The sequence below is a fragment of the Ruegeria sp. YTSA064 genome (assembly GCF_059610325.1).
The window spans coordinates 102,585-126,724 of sequence record NZ_JBXWNK010000005.1; the positions used below are offsets into that span (position 1 = coordinate 102,585).

25 protein-coding genes are annotated in these 24,140 nt (G+C 56.4%); 18 read left to right on the top strand and 7 right to left on the bottom strand.

Annotation, left to right across the window (positions count from 1 at the left end):
- Positions 1-409: 409 nt before the first annotated feature.
- A complete protein-coding gene (locus AC2FI7_RS09025) occupies positions 410-730 on the top strand; it encodes a hypothetical protein (RefSeq protein ID WP_496815797.1) in 321 nt (106 codons plus the stop codon).
- A 128-nt stretch (positions 731-858) separates the two neighbouring features.
- Positions 859-1,308: a hypothetical protein gene (locus AC2FI7_RS09030; protein ID WP_496815799.1), complete on the top strand. Its 450-nt coding sequence runs from the start codon at positions 859-861 to the stop codon at positions 1,306-1,308.
- A gap of 82 nt (positions 1,309-1,390) precedes the next feature.
- Here the strand turns inward: AC2FI7_RS09030 and AC2FI7_RS09035 are convergent, their stop codons facing one another.
- Both AC2FI7_RS09035 and AC2FI7_RS09040 read right to left on the bottom strand, forming a co-directional pair.
- Positions 1,391-1,615, bottom strand: coding sequence for a hypothetical protein (locus AC2FI7_RS09035; protein WP_496833357.1), 225 nt, complete (start codon positions 1,613-1,615; stop codon positions 1,391-1,393).
- Positions 1,616-1,762: 147 nt separating this feature from the next.
- Complete coding sequence (locus tag AC2FI7_RS09040; RefSeq protein WP_496815906.1) at positions 1,763-2,200, bottom strand: sulfatase-like hydrolase/transferase; 438 nt, start codon at positions 2,198-2,200, stop codon at positions 1,763-1,765.
- 601 nt (positions 2,201-2,801) lie between these two features.
- On the opposite strand from AC2FI7_RS09040, the gene AC2FI7_RS09045 reads away from it, so the two are divergent.
- The 5 genes from AC2FI7_RS09045 to AC2FI7_RS09065 all read left to right on the top strand — a co-directional run bounded on the left by AC2FI7_RS09045 (position 2,802) and on the right by AC2FI7_RS09065 (position 7,258).
- Positions 2,802-3,308: a hypothetical protein gene (locus tag AC2FI7_RS09045; protein WP_010441747.1), complete on the top strand. Its 507-nt coding sequence runs from the start codon at positions 2,802-2,804 to the stop codon at positions 3,306-3,308.
- Between the two features lie 212 nt (positions 3,309-3,520).
- Positions 3,521-4,141, top strand: a complete 621-nt coding sequence (rpsD, locus tag AC2FI7_RS09050) for a 30S ribosomal protein S4 (protein ID WP_010441748.1) — start codon at positions 3,521-3,523, stop codon at positions 4,139-4,141.
- 296 nt (positions 4,142-4,437) lie between these two features.
- On the top strand, positions 4,438-5,523 hold the full coding sequence (gene hisC / locus AC2FI7_RS09055; RefSeq protein ID WP_010441749.1) for a histidinol-phosphate transaminase: 1,086 nt from the start codon (positions 4,438-4,440) through the stop codon (positions 5,521-5,523).
- Positions 5,520-6,440, top strand: coding sequence for a prephenate/arogenate dehydrogenase family protein (locus AC2FI7_RS09060; RefSeq protein ID WP_010441750.1), 921 nt, complete (start codon positions 5,520-5,522; stop codon positions 6,438-6,440). Before hisC ends, AC2FI7_RS09060 begins: the two co-directional genes overlap by 4 nt.
- Positions 6,437-7,258, top strand: coding sequence for an extensin-like domain-containing protein (locus AC2FI7_RS09065; protein WP_010441751.1), 822 nt, complete (start codon positions 6,437-6,439; stop codon positions 7,256-7,258). Before AC2FI7_RS09060 ends, AC2FI7_RS09065 begins: the two co-directional genes overlap by 4 nt.
- Here the strand turns inward: AC2FI7_RS09065 and AC2FI7_RS09070 are convergent.
- Positions 7,255-8,256 (bottom strand): DUF2125 domain-containing protein, encoded by a 1,002-nt coding sequence (locus AC2FI7_RS09070; protein ID WP_496815805.1) that lies wholly within the window; start codon positions 8,254-8,256, stop codon positions 7,255-7,257. The two genes, AC2FI7_RS09065 and AC2FI7_RS09070, sit on opposite strands and share 4 nt — an antisense overlap.
- A gap of 67 nt (positions 8,257-8,323) precedes the next feature.
- Here AC2FI7_RS09070 and AC2FI7_RS09075 point away from each other — a divergent pair, with 67 nt between their 5' ends.
- The 3 genes from AC2FI7_RS09075 (at position 8,324) to AC2FI7_RS09085 (ending at position 11,784) form a co-directional block, all read left to right on the top strand.
- Positions 8,324-8,854: a gamma-glutamylcyclotransferase gene (locus AC2FI7_RS09075; protein WP_029621976.1), complete on the top strand. Its 531-nt coding sequence runs from the start codon at positions 8,324-8,326 to the stop codon at positions 8,852-8,854.
- 68 nt (positions 8,855-8,922) lie between these two features.
- Complete coding sequence (locus AC2FI7_RS09080) at positions 8,923-10,101, top strand: hypothetical protein (protein ID WP_010441754.1); 1,179 nt, start codon at positions 8,923-8,925, stop codon at positions 10,099-10,101.
- Positions 10,102-10,104: 3 nt separating this feature from the next.
- Positions 10,105-11,784 carry a peptidoglycan -binding protein gene (locus AC2FI7_RS09085; protein ID WP_010441755.1) on the top strand — a complete coding sequence of 560 codons (1,680 nt, stop codon included), beginning with the start codon at positions 10,105-10,107 and terminating at the stop codon, positions 11,782-11,784.
- A 14-nt stretch (positions 11,785-11,798) separates the two neighbouring features.
- Here AC2FI7_RS09085 and AC2FI7_RS09090 read toward each other — a convergent pair whose 3' ends face one another.
- From AC2FI7_RS09090 to gloB, 3 genes are all read right to left on the bottom strand, one after another.
- A complete protein-coding gene (locus AC2FI7_RS09090) occupies positions 11,799-12,407 on the bottom strand; it encodes a DJ-1/PfpI family protein (protein WP_496815808.1) in 609 nt (202 codons plus the stop codon).
- Positions 12,408-12,496: 89 nt separating this feature from the next.
- On the bottom strand, positions 12,497-14,821 hold the full coding sequence (gene clpA, locus AC2FI7_RS09095) for an ATP-dependent Clp protease ATP-binding subunit ClpA (RefSeq protein WP_010441757.1): 2,325 nt from the start codon (positions 14,819-14,821) through the stop codon (positions 12,497-12,499).
- A gap of 170 nt (positions 14,822-14,991) precedes the next feature.
- The gene (gene gloB / locus AC2FI7_RS09100) at positions 14,992-15,759 is read right to left on the bottom strand and encodes a hydroxyacylglutathione hydrolase (RefSeq protein ID WP_029621977.1); all 768 of its coding nucleotides are present in this window, start codon (positions 15,757-15,759) and stop codon (positions 14,992-14,994) included.
- Between the two features lie 61 nt (positions 15,760-15,820).
- On the opposite strand from gloB, the gene AC2FI7_RS09105 reads away from it, so the two are divergent.
- The 8 genes from AC2FI7_RS09105 (at position 15,821) to AC2FI7_RS09140 (ending at position 22,966) form a co-directional block, all read left to right on the top strand.
- Positions 15,821-16,555 (top strand): class I SAM-dependent methyltransferase, encoded by a 735-nt coding sequence (locus tag AC2FI7_RS09105; RefSeq protein WP_010441759.1) that lies wholly within the window; start codon positions 15,821-15,823, stop codon positions 16,553-16,555.
- Positions 16,556-16,857: 302 nt separating this feature from the next.
- The gene (locus tag AC2FI7_RS09110) at positions 16,858-17,418 is read left to right on the top strand and encodes a F0F1 ATP synthase subunit delta (protein ID WP_010441760.1); all 561 of its coding nucleotides are present in this window, start codon (positions 16,858-16,860) and stop codon (positions 17,416-17,418) included.
- On the top strand, positions 17,419-18,957 hold the full coding sequence (gene atpA, locus AC2FI7_RS09115; protein ID WP_010441761.1) for a F0F1 ATP synthase subunit alpha: 1,539 nt from the start codon (positions 17,419-17,421) through the stop codon (positions 18,955-18,957).
- Between the two features lie 12 nt (positions 18,958-18,969).
- Positions 18,970-19,845, top strand: coding sequence for a F0F1 ATP synthase subunit gamma (locus tag AC2FI7_RS09120; protein ID WP_010441762.1), 876 nt, complete (start codon positions 18,970-18,972; stop codon positions 19,843-19,845).
- Between the two features lie 20 nt (positions 19,846-19,865).
- Positions 19,866-21,290: a F0F1 ATP synthase subunit beta gene (atpD, locus tag AC2FI7_RS09125; RefSeq protein WP_010441763.1), complete on the top strand. Its 1,425-nt coding sequence runs from the start codon at positions 19,866-19,868 to the stop codon at positions 21,288-21,290.
- A 12-nt stretch (positions 21,291-21,302) separates the two neighbouring features.
- Positions 21,303-21,713, top strand: a complete 411-nt coding sequence (locus tag AC2FI7_RS09130) for a F0F1 ATP synthase subunit epsilon (protein WP_010441764.1) — start codon at positions 21,303-21,305, stop codon at positions 21,711-21,713.
- 111 nt (positions 21,714-21,824) lie between these two features.
- Positions 21,825-22,175 (top strand): H-type lectin domain-containing protein, encoded by a 351-nt coding sequence (locus AC2FI7_RS09135; protein WP_010441765.1) that lies wholly within the window; start codon positions 21,825-21,827, stop codon positions 22,173-22,175.
- A 98-nt stretch (positions 22,176-22,273) separates the two neighbouring features.
- Complete coding sequence (locus AC2FI7_RS09140; RefSeq protein WP_010441766.1) at positions 22,274-22,966, top strand: nitroreductase family protein; 693 nt, start codon at positions 22,274-22,276, stop codon at positions 22,964-22,966.
- A 51-nt stretch (positions 22,967-23,017) separates the two neighbouring features.
- Here the strand turns inward: AC2FI7_RS09140 and AC2FI7_RS09145 are convergent, their stop codons facing one another.
- Positions 23,018-24,037 carry a ribose-phosphate pyrophosphokinase gene (locus AC2FI7_RS09145; protein WP_010441767.1) on the bottom strand — a complete coding sequence of 340 codons (1,020 nt, stop codon included), beginning with the start codon at positions 24,035-24,037 and terminating at the stop codon, positions 23,018-23,020.
- Between the last annotated feature and the right edge of the window lie 103 nt (positions 24,038-24,140).

The window sequence follows — 24,140 nt, forward strand, 5'->3', positions numbered from 1 at the left end:
GATTCGGATCTTGCGAAAATTAACCGTTTTGCACTGTTCCCTGCGTGTCGGCCCTGCTGGGCTCCGCTGACCCGCCCCCGTCAAACCGAATGTTTGCCTCCGACAAAATAGACGGCTCGTTTGCGCCTCCCTTCGGGTCGGTCGCGGCCCTCAGTTCTTTTGGTCATCCGTTTGCAACAAGTCGTAGGGCGGGCTTCAGCCCGCCATCCCCCTCCAATCCTTGCGTGTTGGTTTTGGGTCAGGTGAGTGGCGGGCCGAAGCCCGCCCTACGGGGATGGAATGGTGGGTTGGAAACCCACCCTACGTAGGATGGGTTTTTAACCCATCATCCCACTGTGACCCACCTCACAGCCCCAACCGTCCCCTCCTGCTACACTTGACCCAACGGAATCCTCGGCAGGAGGCCCCTATGTCCACATCCATGATCCCCATCATCGCCCTCGGGTCGGCGGGTCTCTATTCCGTGGCCATGATCTCGATGAAGTTCTGGTGGAAACTCCCCGGTGTGGGTCTTGGCCTGCTGATCGTCGCAACCCTGCTGGCCGGGGCGACGCTGGAGCTTGCCGCGCTGCGCGAGGAACGGCTGGGTATCATCTATACCGGCATTCTGGGGGCCGAGGTCGTTCTGATCGCCATCGCCTCATTCTTCCTGTTTGGCGAGAACTTCTCGTATCGTGAGGCGTTCGGTATCGGTCTGGTCATCCTCGGCACCGCGCTGGCCTGGGCCTGACGCAAACATTACCGGTTTATGAAGTTTCCCTTAGGTAAGTTGTAACCGGCGCACCTCCGCCCAATCTGTATCCCACAGCAACGATGTTCGTTTTTGAACTCTAAAGGGTCGCATTCAGGAGGAAAGCCATGACCAGATACATGACTGCCGGAGCAGCCGCTCTGGCCACCAGCCTCACCCTCGGAACCGCCGCACTGGCAGAGAACACGCCGGATCTGCGTGGCACGTGGGTGGGGAATTACACAACCGTACAGCCCAGCCATTACTACAAGGGTGATCAGCCCCGCTTTAATCAGGCTGAATGGATGCTCGACGTCCAGATGCAGGAAGACAATGTCTTCTGGGGCCCCAGCAAGTGGCGCCGCGAGGGTGATACCGAATGGAACGAATACGAGGCCACCGGGACCATCAGCCTCGATGGGACTGGCTCGATCGGCATCGTCGAAACTTCCCCGCTGGTGATTGGCGCCAATGCGTTGATCGATGCGCGGTACGAGGACGGCAAGATCTTTGCCGATTTCCGTAGCCTGCGGAATGGAACGACCTATAGCACCGTTCTGGAACGTCAGGTGAACTGAAGCGTTTCCGGCCCGATCGGATGTTAAAGGGGGTTAATGCCGCTGAGATTTGTGACTGCGGCAGGAGTAATAGGTACCCCGGTCAGGTCGGAGCGCTTCTCATCAACAAACGTCTCCACAGGGAGGCGACGGGCCGGGCGGCAATCTCGCCGCCTGCGACAGGGTCCAGACCCCCGCGTTTGAGAATGCGGCGTTCTTCGGCTCGGGTCATCTGGATCTCGCGGACCTTCAGCGCGGCGTCGCACGCGGTGAGATAACTGCCGTCCGGCCATGAGAGTACCGCTTGATAGGAAGTGAAACTATCCACTGCAGGGTTTTGGGTAGCTTTCCAACTCCTCTGGATCGCATTGTGGACGGGGCCCATTGCCAGCCCGTCGGATTCTCAAGGCTGTTACCATGTACGGGTTGGTTGAGTTCTGATCCCGCAACATATGGATTGCCTAATCGCCAGATCTTAGGACGGGCGATAGCCATCATTGGGACCGTAGGGCTGTTCGATGAAGTGGTTGTCTTCAACAAGGTCCGGATACCATTGGTTGGTTTTACCTCCGAGGAAGCCGCAGAAACGGTCAAATCTCAGGTTCAGAGGCCGTTCCGTGTGGCTGGCGCCTGAGGCCACTTCCTGTTTGGGTGCATTATGGATCTTGCCAATCCAGAATGTGCTGTAGCCATTGGCCCGCAACACTTCGGCAATAGTTGTCACTTTGGGCGGGAAACGCCCGCTGGCACCTGGAAATCTATCTGCAGTGTCGGTGATGGCCGCCATGCCATTCAGGTAATGGTTTCGTCCGGTTAGAAGGCTGGATCGTGTGGGAGAATACAGCGCGATTGCGCGCCTCTTCGTATAGGTCAGCCCTTGTTCCGCAAGCTCATCCACCGTGGGCAATTTGATCTTGCTGCCAAAAGGGGACTAGTCACCCAGACTGGTATCATCGAGTAGCACAAGGAGGACATTCGAGGCACTTTCTGCGGCAGCTATTGCGCGAACGGAGCCCAGTCAGATTCAGAATCTCTGACATCCAGTTCGATCTTGCCATTGAATCAGGGTAATCCAAGGGCCTCTTCATTTCTGGCACGCCCTGCGCAAAATGCGTGCTTTTGTCAAAGGAATGTTTCAGTAACACCTGTCGCGCTTGCATTTCGAAATCAGGTCTCGTCCATACTACTTCTACGCACCATGGGCGATTTCACAGCAATCACAACTCATTGATGGTGCTTTCGTAGAGGTCTTAAGACCGGATACCCTTGTCAAATGATTCAGCGTGCCCATCGGGAATTTCAATCACAAGATCGGCCGACTGCGGGATCGAGTTAACTGATACTTGCAGGGCTGCATTCATGTAGCCTGGTGGTGAAAAGGGTTAAGTCTCAAATTGACTTTGTTCTTTGGCAACAATTTTGTGAATGCTGCATTTCAGTCTCTTTTCCGCCCATTTTTTCACTGATACATATGCAACATAAAAAGTTGGGCGAGTAAATGTACGGGCGGGTATATGGGAACCGGGTTTAACGGTCAGGTAGCGATATCTTGGTCGCAGACAGAGATTGACGGGCTTGAGGCGGCGCCTCTTGCCCATATGGTTGTCGGTGCAGCTTGGTCTTGGCGGGGCCGCAAGATCGAATTGTCGGCAGATGCTGATGTTTATGTTCAGAACGATGCATACTCAAATGTTGTATCAGCGCTGGCGGCACGAGCGGATGTTGCTTTTGACCCGCTTGCTGTAGCTCAGGGCTCGCTTGTCGAGCTGACAAATGGAGCGCAGAAATTCACTGCCGAGCTTGTGCAAATTGTCGGTGGTTCTTCTCTGATGTTGATTTTCAAGGACGGATGCCCCGAAGCGGATCAAGAGTTTTGGGTCAGTGAGGCGGCTGAGAATGTGGAGCCCGCCGATATTGGATTTATCGATGACAGTAAGGTGATTGCCTTCCCCGGTTCTGCGGCTGGGGTGATCGCAATTCCCGCAGATATGCCAAAAATCGTGGGTGTTGCCGCTGAATAGCAGGCCGCACCGCTGAAAATTGTATGAATAATACGGAAAACGGCCCGACTGTTCGGTTCGGCATGTTGACTCTGGTAAAACTGCAGATATAAGCGCGGCTTCATTGGTGTTGGTGGCCCCCGCAAGGGGATGCCTGTCATGGGGGAAACCTCAAGAGGACAACGCCCTTCATAGTGGCCAATGTGGCCTCGACCAAACGAAGGAGATCAGCCGTGACCAAACGCACGTCTGCCAAGTACAAAATCGACCGCCGGATGGGCGAAAACATCTGGGGTCGTCCGAAATCCCCGGTCAACCGTCGTGAATACGGCCCCGGCCAGCACGGTCAGCGCCGCAAGGGCAAACTGTCGGACTTCGGTCTGCAGCTGCGTGCCAAGCAGAAGCTGAAAGGCTATTATGGCGACCTGACCGAGAAGCAGTTCCGCCGCATCTACGCCGAAGCTGTTCGTGTAAACGGTGACACCGGTGAAAACCTGATCGGTCTGCTGGAACGTCGTCTGGACGCTGTTGTCTACCGTGCCAAGTTTGTTGCAACCGTGTTTGCCGCGCGTCAATTCGTGAACCACGGCCACGTCAAAGTGAACGGCAAGCGGGTCAACATCCCCAGCTACCGTGTCAAGGAAGGTGACGTGATCGAAGTGCGCGACAAGTCCAAGCAATTGGCCGTTGTTCTGGAAGCGGCTGCTCTGGCAGAGCGTGATGTCCCAGACTACATCGATGCGGATCACTCGAAAATGACTGCAACGTTTGTGCGCGCACCTGGCCTGAGCGATGTGCCTTACCCGGTTATGATGGAACCGAACCTGGTCGTCGAATTCTACGCGAAGAACTAATCTTCGCCGATCTGCTGAGTTTAAGGGCCGCGCTTTAAGCGCGGTCTTTTTTGATTTTGGGGGCTCTGCCCCCGTCGCTTTGCGACTCCCCCGAGATATTTTGAGCCAGATGAAGAGGCGGATCCGAGGAGGCACCCATCGGTGAGCGTTGCGATAGCGCAAGGGCTGAGCCGAGGATATCCGGGCATTTCATTCTGCTGAACCGGCGATGACCTGCTTCGAGGCGGTCTGAAGGAATTGCCGCTTTTCTCAATGCGATGAGAAGGGTAAGAGGGGCCACGTTATTGGAGCCCCTCATGAACCAGATCACCCCACAACCCGGCATTATGGACATCGCACTGTATCAGGGCGGGCAGTCACATGTTGAGGGCGTGGCTGAAGTCATCAAGCTGAGTTCCAATGAAAACCCTTTCGGACCAAGCCCCAAGGCAATCGAGGCCGTGCGCGATAGCGCAGCTTCGTTGCATCGTTATCCCAGCACCGATCACGCCAGCCTGCGCAACGCGATTGCTGAAAAGCATGGGTTGAACCCGGACCGTATTATATGCGGCGTCGGCAGTGACGAGGTGCTGCAATTCGTAGCGCAGGCCTATGCTGGGCCGGGCGATGAGGTGATTTATACCGAGCATGGGTTTTCCATGTACCCAATCATCGCGCGCATGGCTGGGGCGACCCCGGTCATGGTTTCCGAGCGGGATCGCCGAGTGGACGTGGATAACATCCTTGCTTCGGTCACAGGCCGGACACGGATTGTCTTTGTAACCAATCCAGGGAACCCGACTTCAACAATGGTTTCTGACGCAGAGTTGGTACGATTGGCGCAGGGGTTGCCCAACGATTGCCTAATGGTGCTGGATGGCGCCTATGCAGAATTTGTCGACGGTTTTGATGGCGGGGCAGGGTTGGTTGACCGGTTTAGCAACGTCATCATGACCCGAACATTCTCCAAGGTGTACGGTCTTGGGGGCATGCGCGTTGGCTGGGGCTATGCAGCGAAAGAGATAATCGACGTGCTGAACCGCGTCCGGCAGCCCTTCAATCTGTCTTTGACCGCTCTGGCAGCCGCAGAAGCCGCTGTAGGCGACGAAGAATATCTGCGGTTTTGCCAGTCAGAGAATGCGCGCCTTCGCATTTGGTTGTCCGAGGAACTGGCCAAGGTTGGAGTGGCTTCAGATGCCTCCTGCACCAATTTCGTACTCGCCCGCTTTGCTGATCGGAACGAGGCTGAGGCTTGTGACGATTTCCTAAAAACTCAGGGTTTGATCGTTCGGCGGGTTGCGGGCTACAACCTGCCAAACGCTCTGCGGATTACCGTAGGTGACGAAAACGCCTGCCGCCACGTGGTTGCAGCCATTACCGCGTTCAAAGGGGGCACTGCATGACCCAGATATACGACCGTGTGGCGCTGATTGGGCTGGGCCTAATCGCTTCCTCCATGTTCTGGGCGATCAAACGCGCCGGGCTTGCAGGCGAAGTGACGGGTTATGCCCGATCCGAGGCGACTCGTGAGACTGCGCGTCGTATCGGACTTTGCGACCGGGTATGCGATACCGCGCAAGAGGCAGTCGAAGATGCTGACCTGGTGGTCCTTTGTGTTCCTGTTGGGGCGATGGGAGCCGTGGCAGAAGATATCGCACCAGTTCTGAAGCCGGGTGCAACAGTTTCGGATGTCGGGTCGGTCAAGCGTCATGTGATCAAGGCTGTCTCGCCGCACATCCCCGATGGGGTCCATTTCATTCCTGCCCACCCTCTAGCCGGAACCGAACATTCCGGCCCCGAAGCTGGTTTCGCCGAGCTGTTTGACAACCGCTGGTGTCTGCTGGTGCCGGTAGAAGGTTCAGATATAGACGCAATCGCACAATTGCGCACCTTCTGGGAAGGCATGGGTTCGAATGTCGATGAGATGGACGCTGATCACCATGATTTGGTTCTTGCCGTTACCTCGCATGCTCCGCACCTGATCGCCTACACGATGGTGGGTGTCGCAGATGATCTTCGGCGGGTTACAGACACCGAAGTTATCAAATACTCGGCCGCCGGCTTCCGCGACTTTACGCGAATCGCAGCTTCGGATCCGACCATGTGGCGCGATGTGTTCTTGACCAACAAGGACGCGACGCTGGAGATTCTAGGACGCTTCACAGAAGAACTCTTTGCACTTCAACGGGCTATCCGCACAGGTGACGGAGAGCAATTGTTCGACTACTTTACGCGCACTCGGGCAATCCGCCGAGGCATTATCGATGCTGGGCAGGATACGGATGCACCAGATTTTGGGCGGGGAAAGACATCGACATGAGAGGCTTGAGCAGCAGCTTTTTGATAGGTTTCATCGTATTGACGGCAACGACTTCACATTCCGCTGCGCCTGAAGCCTCTCTTGTGCCGCTGACACGCCCAGGGACCTCCGAGGTGGTAACAACAGTTGTCACTTCCAACGTCCGCCCCATCCTAAGGCCTGCTTCACCTCAGGTAACAGCCGCGGCGGCCCGACCCGTTGATCTCCCATTATTTGGGCCAGAGAAATCGATCCGGCCATTCGTTCGACCAGAACAATTGGAACAGCAAGTTCTCTTCAAGAAACGCAAGCTGCGCAAAACCTCGGTGTGCGGTGACATCTACATACAGGGCAAGGCGGTCGGGCGCGTTAACGGCAAGATCAAAGCCTGTGGGATCAAGGACGCGGTTCAGATCACATCGGTTTCGGGGGTCAAATTAAGCCGCCCTTCAACGATGGATTGCGGAACAGCGCAGGCACTGAACAAATGGGTCGACAAAGCCGTTATACCCACGTTCAAACGACGTGGTCCGGTGGTCGAACTGCAGGTCGCCGCGCACTACGCTTGTCGAACGCGGAACAACCGCAAAGGGGCGCGAATTTCCGAACACGGCAAGGGACGCGCCATCGACATATCGGGTTTCAAGATGGCGGATGGTGAGGTGGTGACAGTCCTGGATGGCTGGCGCAAAAATCCGTCCAAGAAGCAACTAACCAAAGTCTGGCGCGGCGCTTGTGGGCCGTTTGGCACGGTACTGGGGCCAAACTCGGATCGCTATCATCGGGATCATTTCCACCTTGATACCGCGCGGTATCGAAGCGGTACTTATTGCCGTTAACGGAGAACCAGCCGGGGTGCAGGGCCCAGTGGCAAAGGCCCCAAGGCGACGAACCCGTCGCGGAAATTCAGTTGTAAATCCAGCGCATTTGGATTGCCGCCCAAACCGGCCATGAACCCCAAAGCGCGGGTCACCGGATCAACTGCCTGATCAGGAAGTGCGCCTGCAGCATTCGCCATCGCGATCATATCGCGCCAATTTTCCGCCTTCATCGCGATTTCACCGGTTGGGATGCCTTGTTCGTCTACATTCAATTCTCCGGTGGCGAACAGACGCAACTCTCCCCATTTCACCTCTGCCAAGCGCAGATCGATCTCGACGGGTTGAGGGCGACGCTGCTCAAGCGCCGAGCGATCCCAAGGTTTGTCGAAAGTGACAAACATATCCAGTTCAAGTGTTTCGAACGATTGCGGTAGGGTCGAGGATGAACGCATCAGACGCCTCAGATCATCACCGGGTGTAAATCCGTCGACATTTGCCGTAATCCCATAGCTTTCGGGTGCTCCGGATTGTTCCATCACAAGACCCAGCGTTTGACCACCAGCCTGCGGATCACCTTCGGTGGTCAGCAACCAGCGTTCAGAAGTCAGCGCCATTTTCTCGAGTACCAGTGCGACGCCAGGTTGGAGGTGCAGTTCGGCTTGTAGCTCCTCAGCCTGAACGGTTGTGGTCTGGTCGAAATAGGACAGGCGCTGTGGCGTGCTGGCAAAGCGCAGCATCTGACGGCCAGGCCAGATTGCTGGGCTTTGGAACTCGATCCAATCCGCGCTCCATGCCGTTCCGTTAACTGGATCGGCCAAAGCGGGGTTGTCTAGGCGCGTGATGTGCTGAAACGGATAGCCGGCTGTTGTCACGTCTGAGAAGTCAGCCTGCCAGCCCAATTCCTGCTGCCTGTCAAACCAACCAGTCAGTGCGTTGCGCAGCCCGTAACCGGCCACAAACCAGTAGGCGCTCCACGCAAGGGCGATAAATACAAAAACGCGTATCAGGCGACGCATGATGAATGGCCCTTTTTCCTGCCTCGGATTTGATGTTTATAGGGCCAAACAGGCAAGGACCAGTGCAATGACGATGTGGGTATTCGGATATGGATCGCTGCTGTGGAATCCGGGTTTCCCGGTAGCCCGCAGTGAACGTGCCACCTTGCATGGCTATGCCCGGTCTTTCTGTATGCGTTCGATCCACCATCGTGGCACCGAGGAAGATCCAGGCCTGGTGCTGGCGCTAGACGAGCAGCCCGACGCGCTCTGCACTGGATTGGCTCTGGCCGTCGAAGCAGGACATGAAGATCGCACCTTGGCGGAGCTGCGCGAGCGCGAGCTGATCTCGTCAGCATATCTTGAACGAATGCTTGATGTGCATCTGGACTGCGGGAAGATCGTGAATGCAGTGACTTACGTAATCGACGCGCATCATGTTCAGTATTGCGGTGGCCTGCCATTGGAAGAGCAAGCCCAGATCATCGCCCATGCGGTTGGCGGGCGTGGACCGAATACCGAGTATCTCTATAATACCGCGTCGCATCTGACAGATATTGGACTGCACGACCCGGACCTTGAGTGGTTGTCGCAACGGGTGCGGACAATCAGTGCATAAACTCTTGGCGTCGCGGGACGAACTTCGTTAGGTTCAGCCCAGAGCAGACAATACCAGGAGCCACGCGCATGGCGCAGGCACATCAGGGCGTGAGACCGCATTTCTCACAACCGATCCGTCAAATCTTGATGATGCTGATTGCAATCGGGCTGTCGGGGCTAGGCGTGTTCATGGCGCTGCCCTATGTGCTGCCCGTCGTTCAAGCCAATCTGTATCTTAACGGATTCATCCTGCTGGTATTTGTCATCGGTGTTGCCGCCTGTTTTCTGCAAGTTACGCAGTTGATTGGCTCGGTTCGCTGGATCGAAGCTTTCATCGGCGGGGTCGAGCGGGACGATGCGCGCCCGCCGCAATTGTTGGCTCCGCTGGCATCGCTTCTACGTGAACGGGGTGCGCGGTCTCAGATCAGTTCCAGCTCAACCCGGTCAATCCTCGATTCCGTCGCCGAACGGGTGGAGGAGGAGCGTGAGATCACGCGTTATATCACCAACGTGCTGATCTACCTTGGTCTTTTGGGTACCTTCTTTGGACTGGCTACAACGGTTCCGGCCATCGTCGACACAATCCGCAGCTTGAACCCTCAAGAAGGCGAGGAGGGCTTGGCCGTCTTCAATCGTCTGATGACGGGACTGGAATCACAGCTGCAGGGAATGGGTGTTGCCTTTGGCTCGTCTCTGCTGGGCCTGGCTGGATCACTGATCGTCGGCTTGCTGGAATTATTTGCAGGTCATGGCCAGAACCGCTTTTACCGTGAGTTGGAGGAATGGCTGTCATCAATTACCCGCGTCGGATTTGCGGCGGGTGATGAAGGGGGCGCCGAACTGGCCGTACTGACACCGGTTCTTGATGCGATGTCCGAGCAGATGGATGCCCTGCAGGATATGTTCTCGGCGCAAGAAGTTGACCGGATCAATGTCTCAACCAAACTGGGTCAATTGGTTGATGTGATCGGGGAAATGAACCAACGGCAAGCCCAGACCGAAGGCGTTACGGCGGCATTGGAACGTGTGGCGCTGGGGCAAGATGCACTGCTGGATCATATGCGAGAACACGGCGCGGGTGAGGGGATCGATGCCGAAAGCCGGATGCGCCTACGATCGATGGATGTACAGCTACTGCGTATTCTCGAAGAGATTTCCGCCGGTCGTCAGGACAGCATGAACGAGCTGCGCAAGGATTTCGAGCTACTGGTCAAAGCACTCACTCTTCCACGCGGCGCGGTGCGTAGCTCTCCGGAAGGAGAGTAACGGATGGCGCTGTCTCGCCGCACAGGTCAACGGTTCTCGGGCTCGGTCTGGCCCGGTTTCGTGGACGCAATGACCGGCTTGCTGATGGTTTTGACCTTTGTGTTGACCATCTTCATGGTTGTCCAGTTTGTGCTGCGCGAGACCATTTCAGGCCAAGAGGATGAACTGACCGCGCTGTCCGACGAAATCGCAGCACTGGCTGGGGCGCTGGGGTTGGAAGAGCGGGAAAACAGCCGTCTTCAAGCTCGATTGGGGACGCTGAACACGACCCTGAATCGGGTCGAAGATGATTTGGCGCAAGCACAAGGACGCATCACCGACTTCGAGGCGCAGGTCGCCGCGTTGCTTGCTGATCAGGAGCGGGCACAGGGAGATATTACGGCGCTGGAAACTCAGCGTGATGAACTGCTGACCGAACAAGAGGCCCTCAATCTGGCGCTTGCCCAAAGTCGGCAGGAAATCGACGCGCAAGCCGAAGTCGCGCGTCTGGCCGCTGCACGGCGCGAAGCGCTTGAGGCCTTGATTGCCGACCTTGAAACCAACAAAGATGCTCAAGCCCTTCAAATCACTGAGCTTGAGCAACAACTGACCGAAGAAGTAGCCGCGCGTCTGGCCGAGGCGGCTGCGGCGGAAACCTTGCGCAATCGTTTGCAGGATGCAGATGCCGAGCTGACCGCGATGACACTCGCATTGGAAGCACAACGCAAGGAAGCCGAAGAAACACTGACCTTGCTGGCCGCAGCGCGGGCCGCGCAGGCAGAGTTGGAGCAGAAATTTGGCGAAATCAATGCCGAAGAGTTAAGAGCTCAGCTTCAGGCTGCGCTAGAGGCACAAACGCAAGCTCAGGCGCAGGTCGACGAACAAAAGTCACTCGCAGACGAGCGTGCTGCGCTCTTGGCTTTGGCACAAGATACACTTGCGTCAGAGAAAGAGATATCGGCAGAGGCGCAGCGGCAGACCGCCCTGTTAAATCAGCAGATGTCGGCGTTGCGCAGCCAGCTTGGATCATTGCAGGCGCTTTTGGATGATTATGAAGATCGAAATGCGGCAGCCGAAATTCAGGTTCAAACGCTGGGACAGGATTTGAATGCGGCCCTCGCGCGTGCGGCCTCGGAAGAGCGCCGCCGAAGGTTGCTGGAAGAGGCCGAGCGTATTCGTCTTGAGGCCGAAGCAGAGGAACTCGCCGGTCAAAACCAGGAGCTGACAGCACAGGCGGAAGATCTGCAACGTTACCGCTCGGAATTCTTCGGGCGTTTGCGGGATGTGCTGGGCGATCAGGAAGGTGTTCGGATCGAGGGTGACAGATTCGTATTCTCGTCCGAGGTTCTTTTTGCCACAGGCTCGGCAGAGTTGTCTGTCGAAGGCCGCCAAGAGGTCGCCAAGGTCGCCAATATTCTGCGTAGTGTCGCCGCAGAAATCCCTGGTGGATTGAACTGGGTCATCCGGGTCGATGGGCATACCGACAATGTACCGCTTGTGAGTACTGGACGGTATCGCGACAATTGGGAACTCAGCCAGGGCCGCGCTTTGTCTGTGGTGCGCTATATGGTTGATGCGCTGGGTATTCCTCCGGATCGGCTTGCAGCAAACGGGTTCGGGGAATTCCAGCCCGTTAACCCAGCGGACACCCCCGAGGCCCGTGCGCAGAATCGTCGGATCGAGTTGAAACTGACCGAGCGGTAAGCAGCAAACGGGTATCAGACCAACCCGTGAATTTGGGCAAAGGGATCGTGGCTCTTGTCCTTGTGACACGAATACTCGCACCACTTGGCAACTTCCTCGGCTCTGTCTTCTCCGTGCAACAAGGCGATAGCGCCCAGCGTCATGTCCATACCGGCAGAAACTCCGGATGATGTCAGGAAGGGGCCATCTTCGACCCATCGCGCCTGAGGCACCCAGTCGACATTTGGCCCCTGCGTGCGGACCCACGAATACGCAGCCTTATTCGTGGTGGCGCGCCGAGTGTCCAAAACACCAGCTTTGGCAAGAAGGGCGCTGCCGGTGCAAACACTCAGGGTGAACTCCACCTTCTCGGCGCTGATCGAGATCCAATCCAGCAGGCGGTGATTCCCGACTTCGCGGCGCGTTCCGGCACCACCGGGGACGAAGAGGATATCATAATGGGTATCGTCGCTGATAGAGTGTTCCGCGATCGCTTTCAGCTTTTGGTTGCTTTGAATTGGCCCTGGGGTTTCAGCGACAAGTTCCAATTGGAAATCGTCCTCCAGAAGACCGAACATCTCCATCGGACCAAAGACATCCAGCAATTCAAACCCGGGAAATATCAACGCACCGATTCTACGCAATTCTGCACCTGTTCTCAGCCGACTTATGCAAATGAAAAACGCCTGCCAAATGAAGTTGGCAGGCGTTCAAGCAGGTTTCAAGATTAAGGTCAGTCTGCTGTCAGCAGCGGGGGCTTGTCACCGGGTATACGTGGCTGATCGGGCCCCAGGATTTCAAGGCTCAATTCGCCTTTTTTGACCGAAACACGGACCACGCCACCTTTGGCCAATTTACCGAACAGCAGCTCCTCGGCCAGAGGCTTCTTAATGTGCTCCTGAATGACACGTCCCAGCGGACGTGCACCCATCTTGTCATCATAGCCCTTGTCGGCCAGCCATTCGGCGGCACGGGGGGTCAGATCGATGGTCACGCCACGATCCAGCAATTGAGCTTCAAGCTGCAGGACGAACTTTTCGACGACCTGCAAGATGACCTCTTTCGGCAGCGGCGCAAATGAGATCACGGCGTCTAGGCGGTTGCGGAATTCCGGCGTGAACATGCGTTCGATCGCTGCAGTGTCCTCGCCTTCGCGACGGTCGCGGGCAAAGCCGATGGCGGCCTTGGCTTGTTCCTGAGCCCCTGCATTCGAGGTCATAATCAGCACGACGTTGCGGAAGTTCACCGTTCGACCGTTGTGATCGGTCAACTCGCCATGATCCATCACCTGCAGCAGGATATTGAACACATCCGGGTGTGCCTTTTCGATTTCATCAAGCAACAGCACACAATGCGGATGCTGGTCGACGCCATCGGTCAACAGACCGCCCTGATCAAACCCGACATAACCCGGAGGGGCACCAATCAGGCGGCTGACCGCGTGCTTCTCCATATATTCCGACATGTCAAAGCGCAGCAGTTCCACACCCAGCGTATCCGCCAGTTGTTTCGCCACCTCGGTTTTACCCACACCGGTAGGACCAGCAAACAGGTAGTTTCCGATGGGTTTCTCTGGTTCCCGCAGACCGGCACGGGCCAGTTTGATGGCGCTGGACAGCGCTTCGATGGCTTCATCCTGACCAAACACCACGCGTTTCAGCGAGGTTTCGAGATCTTTCAGAACCTCGGCGTCATCCTTGGTAACGTTCTTGGGCGGGATACGCGCAATCTTTGCAACCACCGCCTCGATCTCTTTGACGCCAATGGTTTTGCGCCGTTTGCTTTCGGCCAGCAGATGCTGTGCCGCCCCGGCCTCATCGATTACGTCGATAGCCTTGTCGGGCAGTTTGCGGTCATTGATGTAGCGCGCCGACAGTTCGACAGCCGTCTTGATCGCATCCGCCGTGTATTTGATCGAGTGATGCTCTTCAAAATACGGTTTCAGACCACGCAGAATCTTCACGCTGTCTTCGACCGAAGGCTCGTTTACGTCAATCTTCTGGAATCGGCGGCTAAGCGCACGGTCTTTTTCGAAATGCTGACGGAACTCCTTGTAAGTGGTCGAGCCCATGGTGCGCAGTTTGCCACCCTGCAGCGCCGGCTTCAGCAGGTTCGATGCATCCATGGCCCCACCCGAAGTCGCTCCGGCACCGATTACGGTGTGAATTTCGTCGATGAAGAGAACCGCATCTGGGTGTTCTTCCAACTCGGTCACAACCGCTTTCAGCCGCTCTTCGAAGTCACCGCGATAGCGGGTCCCTGCGAGCAAGGCCCCCATGTCGAGCGAATAGATAGTGGTTTCCGCAAGAACGTCGGGAGCTTCTCCAGCCACTATCTTATGTGCCAAGCCTTCCGCGATGGCTGTTTTGCCAACACCGGGGTCCCCTACCAACAGGGGATTGTTTTTGCGGCGGCGACACAGCACCTGGATGCAGCGTTCAACCTCGTCCGAGCGTCCGATCAGCGGATCAACATCTCCCGCGCGCGATTTTGCGTTCAAATCGATGCAATACTTGCCAAGCGCGCTTTCCTTTTGATCGGCCTCGCCAGAGGTGGTCTGCGCTTCTTCTTCGGCTTCATCCGCACCAGTCACCGGCCGGTTTTCACCATAGGCCGGGTCCTTTGCGACACCGTGGGCGATAAAGTTCACCGCGTCATAGCGGGTCATGTCTTGCTCTTGCAGGAAATAGGCCGCGTTGCTTTCGCGTTCGGCGAAGATAGCGACCAGAACATTCGCCCCGGTCACTTCGGTGCGGCCAGAGCTTTGAACATGGATCGCTGCACGCTGGATGACACGTTGGAACGCAGCCGTTGGCACGGCCTCGGACCCGTCTATGTCGGTGACGAGGTTAGACAGGTCTTCGTCGATGAATTCGACCAAGGTGCTGCGCAACTCATCAAGATCAACGCTGCATGCTTTCATAACGCGTATCGCGTCGGGTTCTTCCAGCAGCGCCAGCAGCAAATGCTCTAGCGTTGCAAATTCATGTCGCCGTTCATTCGCCGCCGCAAGGGCCGCGTGGATGGCTTGTTCAAGTGTGCTCGAGAATGAAGGCACGCGGGTGCTCCTCTGTATTGGGCCGGAAGGGGGCCTTAGGCCGGATCCCCATCCCAACCATGTCCTCATACTATTAGAGTTTGGTTGATCGTGGCCCGGCTTCAAGGGTTTTCTTTCACTTGACAGTCACATTTGTTGTGACCGTGGCCGTGATAGGGGCTTGAAAGGCACTAAAAGCGGTCTTTTCGGGCACGTATTTCGGCAAAAACCGACGCTGGGTCAGAATTTTTCATACCCAGATGGGCCTGAATCACCGGATCCGCAGCGCGCAGAAACGGATTTGTCGCCTTTTCCTGCCCCAAAACTGAGGGCACTGTGGGTTCTCCGGCAGCGCGGGCGCGGTTGATATCGGCCACGCGATCCAGCAGGGCAGCGTTGTCAGGATCGATTGTCAGGGCGAATTTGGCGTTTGACTGCGTATATTCGTGGCCCGAGCACACGATTGTTTCATCTGGCAGGGCCGCGAGCTTGCTGAGAGAGGCCCACATTTGTGCGGGCGTGCCCTCGAACAACCGACCGCATCCCAAAGCCATCAGGCTGTCCGCCGTAAAGACGGCGCCGGATTCCGGCATGTAGAATGCAATGTGCCCGACGGTATGACCCGGGACATCCAGAACTTCGACCGGTTCGCTGCCTATATAGAATGTGTCACCTTCAACAACTGCCTGGTCGAGTTTTGGTAGCCGGTGTTCATCCGCCTTTGCGCCGATCACGCGCGCAGGTTGTTTTTCCAGTATACCACTCAACCCATCCACATGGTCCCAATGGTGGTGAGTCAGCAACACGTGGCTTAATTGCCAGCCTCGCGCCTCAAGTTCCGCCAGTATCGGAGCGGATTCTGGCGCGTCAACCAATGCGGTCTCGCCACTAGCGGGATCGTGGGTGAGAAAGGCATAATTATCGCTCAGGCAGGGGACGGTTACGATCTCAAGAGGCATGGCCTTTTGCCCTTTCATTGCTAGACTGCGCCCAGCTAAGCCGATTGACCGGGTGTCCGCAATGCATCTTGATGTGCAGGATCTGAGGAATTTTTACTATCGCAGCACCCTAGGTCGCGCGGCCCAAGCGGCGATCCGTGGGCGACTGGTGGATCTTTGGCCCGAAGCCAAAGGGCAAACTGTAGTAGGTTTTGGTTTTGCTGTACCTTTGTTGCGGCCCTACCTCAAAGATGCACGTCGTGTGATCGGCTTGATGCCGGGGCCGCAGGGCGTAATGCCATGGCCAGCGGGAATGCCCAATGTCTCGGTTCTGACCGAAGAGACGATGTGGCCAATCGAAACTGGTCACGTTGATAAACTGGTGGTGATGCATGGTTTGGAAAACTCTAACCGGCCCAGCCAGTTGCTGGAAGAATGCTGGCGCGTGTTGGGACCCGGTGGGCGGGCACTATTTGTCGTACCGAACCGGGCCGGACTTTGGTCACGTTCAGACCGGACGCCGTTTGGCTTTGGGCAGCCCTATTCGACTACGCAGCTTGAGAACCAACTGCGCGCGCATCATTTTGTACCCGAAAGCCATTGCTCGGCGCTATATCTTCCGCCCTCGTTTCGTCGGTTTTGGCTGAAATCAGGTAGCCTGATCGAAAAAACTGGACAGCGGATTCCAACCGTCATGGCCGGAGGGGTGCTGATGGTTGAGGCGACCAAACTTATCCGGCCACCCAGTGGAAACGTCACCAAAGACGCCGCGAAACGTCCGATCAAAGCGCTGGATGGTTTGTTGAAACCTGCGTGACAATCCGGGGCACTTCGAATGGAAAAAATGCGGGAAAAAGGTCACAGGAATCGCAAAAACCTGCATATTCGTAACATTTTTCAACTGCCGCAATCGGTCCAAAGGGTCGCACTTAGCTTAAGTGTATGAAAAATATAGATTTGTGGATAAATCTGTTACCGCTATAGCGTATTGCTTGGTTGGAACACCTCTGCTACATCCCCGGTGATTTTGATCCCCGCCCTAAATGGACGGGGTTTCCTCACGCCCCAAGGTAGCGGCCGCTACTCGAAATCGGGGCCTCAAATATCGGAAGGGTGGACGTGTCCGAACCAGCTTCGATTTCCACAGGCATCGCAGAGCGCTATGCCACCGCGATCTTCGAGATCGCGAAAGAGAATAATGACCTCGCAGGTCTGGAAACCGGAATCAACGATCTGGCAGCAGCATTGGGCGACAGCGCCGAATTGCGCGACCTGATTGCATCGCCTCTGGTTTCGCGCGCCGAACAGGAAAGCGCAATCACCGCAGTTGCCGACAAGATGGGCCTGCATGCCATCCTGCGCAATACGCTGGGTCTGATGGCGCAGAAACGCCGCCTGTTTGTTGTACCGCAGCTGGTACAGGTTCTGCGCGACATGCTGGCGGATGAGCGCGGCGAAGTGACTGCCGATGTCTCATCGGCCAAGGCACTGACCAAGACTCAAATGGATAAACTGTCCAAGACGCTGTCCGAGCGTGTTGGCAAGACCGTGACAATCAATGCGACCGTTGATGAAAGCCTCATCGGCGGTCTTGTCGTTAAAGTGGGCTCGAAAATGATCGATAGCTCGATCCGTTCGAAGCTGAACTCCCTACAGAATGCAATGAAAGAGGTCGGATAAATGGGAATCCAAGCTGCAGAGATTTCTGCAATCCTGAAGGACCAGATCAAGAATTTTGGTCAGGAAGCCGAAGTGGCCGAAATCGGCCGCGTGCTGAGCGTCGGTGACGGGATTGCCCGTGTATACGGCCTGGACAACGTGCAAGCGGGTGAGATGGTCGAATTCCCCGGTGGCATCATGGGCATGGCGCTGAACCTAGAAAGCGACAACGTCGGTGTCGTTATCTTCGGTTCTGACCGTGACATCAAAGAAGGTGACACTGTTAAGCGCACCAACTCGATCGTGGACGTTCCGATCGGTGACGAACTGCTGGGCCGCGTTGTGGACGGTCTGGGCAACCCGCTGGACGGCAAAGGCCCGATCAATGCCTCCAAACGTGGCGTTGCAGACGTTAAAGCCCCCGGCATCATCCCGCGTAAATCGGTGCACGAGCCGATGGCAACCGGCCTGAAATCGGTTGACGCGATGATCCCGATTGGTCGTGGCCAGCGTGAGTTGATCATTGGTGACCGTCAGACCGGCAAAACTGCCGTTGCCCTGGACACCATACTGAACCAGAAAGTCTATAACGACGCAGCAGGCGACGACGAGTCGAAGAAACTGTACTGCGTCTACGTTGCGGTTGGTCAGAAGCGTTCAACCGTTGCGCAGCTGGTGAAGAAACTGGAAGAGTCCGGCGCGATTGAATACTCGATCGTTGTGGCCGCGACCGCGTCCGATCCGGCACCGATGCAGTTCCTGGCGCCTTACGCCGCGACTGCGATGGCTGAATACTTCCGTGACAACGGCCGCCACGCGCTGATCATATATGATGACCTGTCGAAACAGGCTGTATCATATCGTCAGATGTCGCTGCTGCTGCGTCGTCCGCCCGGACGTGAAGCCTATCCTGGCGACGTTTTCTACCTCCACTCGCGTCTGCTGGAGCGTTCGGCGAAGCTGAACGAAGACTTTGGTGCAGGCTCGCTGACGGCTCTGCCGGTTATCGAAACTCAGGGTGGTGACGTTTCGGCGTTTATTCCGACCAACGTGATCTCGATCACCGACGGTCAGATCTTCCTGGAAACAGAACTGTTCTACCAAGGTATCCGTCCTGCTGTGAACACCGGTCTGTCGGTTTCGCGTGTGGGCTCCTCGGCTCAGACCGATGCGATGAAATCGGTTGCTGGTCCGGTTAAGCTGGAACTGGCTCAGTACCGCGAAATGGCTGCGTTTGCGCAGTTCGGTTCGGACCTCGACGCCGCAACTCAGCAGCTGCTGAACCGTGGTGCGCGTCTGACCGAGCTGATGAAACAGCCTCAGTACTCGCCGCTGACCAACGCCGAAATCGTCTGCGTCATCTTCGCAGGCACCAACGGCTACCTCGACAAGATCGACGTATCTGACGTTGGCCGCTATGAGGCTGGCCTGCTGGCACACCTGCGCGGTAAGCACGCTGACCTGCTGAAGTGGATCACCGACGAAGATCCGAAGATCAAAGGTGACGCAGCAGACAAACTCAAGGCAGCGATCGACGAATACGCCGCGACCTTCGCTTGATAGGGGGTTCCGATGCCTAGTCTGAAGGACCTTAAAAACAGGATCGAGTCGGTCAAATCGACCCGCAAGATCACCAAGGCCATGCAGATGGTCGCGGCAGCAAAACTGCGCCGCGCCCAGGAATCTGCCGAAGCCTCGCGCCCTTATGCCGAACGGTTCAATGCCGTGATGGCGGGGCTGGCGGCGTCGGTCGGGGGCAGCGACAGCGCTCCCAAGTTGCTTCGTGGTACGGGCAGCGATGATGTCCATCTGCTGGTTGTGATGACAGCTGAACGCGGCCTGTGTGGCGGCTTCAACGCGAACATCGCCAAGCTTGCCCGCGCCAAAGCGGACGAGCTGCGCGGCAAAGGCAAGACGGTCAAGGTTTTGACCGTCGGCAAGAAAGGCCGCGATGCGCTCAAGCGTGATTTTGGCGATCTTTTCGTTGGGCATATCGACCTGAGTGAGGTCAAGCGCATTGGCTACAACAACGCGCAAGACATCGCCAAGGACGTCCTGTCACGTTTCGACGGGGGTGAGTTCGACGTTGCCACGATCTTCTACTCGAAGTTCGTCAACGTTGTGACCCAGATCCCGACAGCACAGCAGGTCATCCCCGCCTCGTTCGAGGAAACCGAGGGTGACGACAGCGGTGCCGTGTTCGATTACGAGCCCAGCGAAGAGGCCATCCTGGCCGACCTGCTTCCCAAGGGGGTCGCGACCGCGATCTTCTCGGCTCTGCTCGAAAACGGAGCGTCTGAACAGGGTGCACGGATGTCCGCGATGGACAACGCGACACGCAACGCGGGTGAAATGATCGACAAACTGACGATCCAGTTCAACCGCTCGCGTCAGGCCGTGATCACCAACGAGCTGATTGAAATTATTTCCGGCGCCGAAGCGCTGTAGAGACATACCGGAGACGAAACATGGCGAATGCAAAAGGCAAAGTCACACAGATCATCGGGGCCGTCGTCGACGTGCACTTCGAAGATCAGCTGCCTGAAATTCTGAACGCGCTGGAAACTACCAACAACGGCAAGCGCCTGGTGTTGGAAGTTGCTCAGCACCTGGGTGAAAACACTGTCCGCACCATCGCGATGGACGCGACCGAAGGTCTGGTCCGCGGCGAAGCCGTGACCGACACCGGCGCACCGATCTCGGTACCGGTTGGCAACGCCACCCTGGGCCGCATCCTGAACGTGGTTGGTGAACCGATCGACGAAAAAGGCCCGGTTGAAGCATCTGAGGCCCGCGCGATCCACCAGCCCGCACCGACATTCGACGAACAGTCGACCGAGTCGGAAGTTCTGGTTACAGGCATCAAGGTTGTTGACCTGCTGGCCCCCTACGCCAAAGGCGGTAAAATTGGCCTCTTCGGTGGTGCCGGCGTTGGTAAAACCGTTCTGATCATGGAACTGATCAACAACATCGCAAAAGTGCACTCGGGCTTCTCGGTGTTCGCGGGTGTTGGTGAACGGACCCGTGAAGGGAACGACCTGTATCACGAAATGATCGAATCGAACGTTATTAAGCCGGACAACCTGTCAGAATCGCAGGTTGCGCTGGTTTACGGTCAGATGAACGAACCTCCCGGAGCGCGTGCACGTGTTGCTCTGACCGGTCTGACTCTGGCCGAGCAGTTCCGCGACCAGTCCGGTACCGACGTTCTGTTCTTCGTCGACAACATCTTCCGCTTTACGCAGGCGGGTTCCGAGGTTTCGGCTCTGCTGGGTCGTATTCCTTCGGCGGTGGGCTACCAGCCGACGCTGGCCACCGACATGGGCGCCCTGCAGGAACGCATCACCTCGACCAAGTCGGGCTCGATCACGTCCGTGCAGGCGATCTACGTGCCTGCGGACGACCTTACCGACCCTGCGCCGGCAACCTCGTTTGCGCACTTGGACGCGACCACTGTTCTTAACCGTGCGATCTCGGAAAAGGGTATCTACCCTGCGGTTGACCCGCTCGACTCGACCTCGCGTCTGCTCGATCCGGCCATCGTTGGTGAAGAGCATTACAAAGTTGCGACCGACGTTCAGCAGATCCTCCAGCGCTACAAGTCACTGCAGGACATCATCGCCATCCTCGGCATGGACGAACTGTCGGAAGAGGACAAACTGACCGTGGCCCGTGCCCGTAAGATCGAACGCTTCCTGTCACAGCCGTTCGACGTGGCCGAAGTCTTCACCGGTTCGCCCGGCGTACAGGTTCCTCTGGATGTGACCATCGCGTCGTTCAAAGCGGTTGTCGCTGGCGAATACGATCACCTGCCCGAAGCGGCCTTCCTGATGGTTGGCGGCATCGAAGAAGTGATCGCCAAAGCGGAGAAGATGGCCGCAGAAGCCGCCTAAGGAGTATCCCTGATGGCAAACACGATGCAATTCGACCTCGTCAGCCCCGAGCGGAGCCTCGCTTCGCTTGAGGCGACGGCGGTCCAGATTCCCGGCGCGGACGGGGACATGACGGCAATGCCCGATCATGCCCCTACAATTACCACGCTGCGCCCGGGCATCCTGAAGGTCGAGGCACCTGCAGGAGCCAGCGAATACCTGGTCACCGGCGGGTTTGCCCAGATCAACGGCGATGGCCTTTCTGTTCTGGCAGAAAAAGCCATTCCGGTCGCGGAAGTGACCCGGTCGCATATGGATGACCTGATCGCGGAAGCCCGAGCCTCGCATGAGGCCGCGAAAGCGGGTGACGATCAATCCATAGTCGACGATGCAGCTAAGTTGCTGGCTGATATGGAAGCCCTTGGAACGCATATGAGCTTATAAAGGTTCATCTCAACCCATTCGAAACGGCCCTGCTTTGCGGGGCCGTTTTTTTGTCGTGATTTCGTCAAAGGTGCAGGGTAAGGTGCCGGAATTGAAAGAAAAGACGACACGATGAAGAAATTTCTGACCCATCCCATCGGTATTGATCAGGGCGAATCCGTTTTGTTTTCCGATTTCGCCGACGGTGGAGATATGTGGACCGGGCAAGGCGCGCGCGAACGCCGAACCGCCATTCGGTTCAAAGAGGCGTTTCGATCAGTGCCATTTGTGCAGATCGGTGTGGCGCTTTGGGATGTGGATACGTCATCTGCGCTGCGAGCTGAGGTGCAGGCAGAAGATATTACCCCCGAGGGATTTAATGCTGTGTTTCGGACTTGGTCTGATACGCGCATTGCCAGAATTCGGGTATCCTGGACAGCGATCGGCGAGGTAGCGCATGAGGATGATTGGAATATCTCCTGAGTCCGTATTGCACGTAAGAGGAGATTGCACCTTTTTGACAGCCGTACCATAACGGAAAAAGCGCCTGCGACGCGCGATGGATACGGAGGACTTTGCCGGTGTTTGCACGCGAGCACATTGAATACAAAGCTTTGAATCTGCCTGATCGTATGGACATGCCGGATGACGAGATGTTGAGTGAGGCGCTGGCATTTTATGACAAGATGAAGCGTCGCCATACCGTACGGGATTATTCGGACCGCCCTGTGTCACGCGCAGTCATTGAAGAGTGTATTCGGGCCGCAGGAACCGCCCCATCAGGGGCTAATCATCAGCCTTGGCACTTCGTCGCAATTTCAAATCCCGAGATGAAGCGCCGAATTCGTGAGGAAGCGGAAGAAGAGGAACGCAAGTTCTATGATGGCGGTGCCGGGGATGAATGGCTGAAAGCGCTGGAACCGATTGGGACAAATGACCAGAAGCCGCACCTTGAAGATGCGCCGTGGTTAATTGTGATATTCGCTCAGAGATGGGGCCATTTCGACGATGGGGTACGGTTCAAGAATTACTATGTGCCTGAGAGTACAGGTATTGCGACTGGCTTCCTGCTAACGGCATTACATCACGCTGGGTTGGTCTCCCTGACCCATACACCCAACCCTATGAAATTCCTTAATAAACTATTGGATCGCCCTGATCACGAAAAACCGATCATGATCGTTGCGGTTGGTCATCCTAGTGAAGATGCGAAGGTACCGAAAGTGGCAAAGATGAAAAAGCCGTTGGATGAAATCATGACGGTCGCCGAGTAGCAGGCCGTCAAGATATCAAATGGCAGAAGCTGTGGTCAGCAGCTTTGCTGATTAGTCCATGTGATAGAGCGACTCGTAAATCGGGGTCAGCGTCTTATCCTCAAATAGGGATGAAACGCTGGTGCCGTTCCAGATATTCAGGATCGCCTGCGTGAAGATCGGAGCCGTAGGTACGATGCGGATATTTGCGGCCTTTTCGATCTCGGCTGTTGGTTGGATTGTGTCCGAAAGCACCAAAGACTTCATGACCGAATTGGTTACACGTTCAACTGCAGGTCCGCTCATGACGCCATGTGTGATATAGGAATGCACCTCTTTGGCGCCATTATCTATGAGAACCTGGGCAGCTTTACATAGTGTACCAGCTGTATCGCAGATGTCGTCCACGATCAGGCAGATCTTGTCTTTGACGTCGCCGATTACTGTCATCTCAGCAATTTCACCGGCTTTTTCGCGGCGCTTGTCAACGATCGACAACGGAGCGTTGATACGTTTGGCCAATTCGCGGGCGCGCGCTACTCCGCCAACATCTGGCGAGACCACCATCAGATCGTCCATCTGATCTTTGAATTGCTTCTTCACATCCAGGGCAAAGATTGGTGAGGCATAGAGATTGTCCACCGGCATGTCGAAAAAGCCCTGAATCTGGGCGGCGTGCAGATCCATCGTAAGGATACGCTCGATCCCTGCGCCAGTCAGCATGTTAGCCACCAGCTTGGCACTTATTGGTGTGCGCGCTTTAGTGCGGCGGTCCTGTCGGGCATAGCCGAAATAGGGGATCACAGCAGTGATGCGGGCCGCGGACGAACGGCGCAGGGCATCGGCAATGATCAGCAACTCCATCAGGTTGTCATTGGCCGGATTCGAGGTCGGCTGGATGATGAACATATCCTCGCCGCGCACGTTCTCGAATACCTCAACGAAAATCTCGCCGTCGTTGAACCGTTCGACCCGCGCATCGACCAGTCCCTGGTCAACGCCGCGATGTAGGCTCATGCGGCGGGCAATGGTTTCGGCAAGCGGAAGATTGGCGTTCCCAGCGATAAGCTTGGGTTCGTGAAGTGTCGGCATCGGCTGATTTTCCCCGGGCAGCAGTGGCAATGTGACAGATTCGTGATGTTGACACCGCTTAGCATGGGTCTACCGTCCCGCAAAGATAACGCAGCGGAGAAAG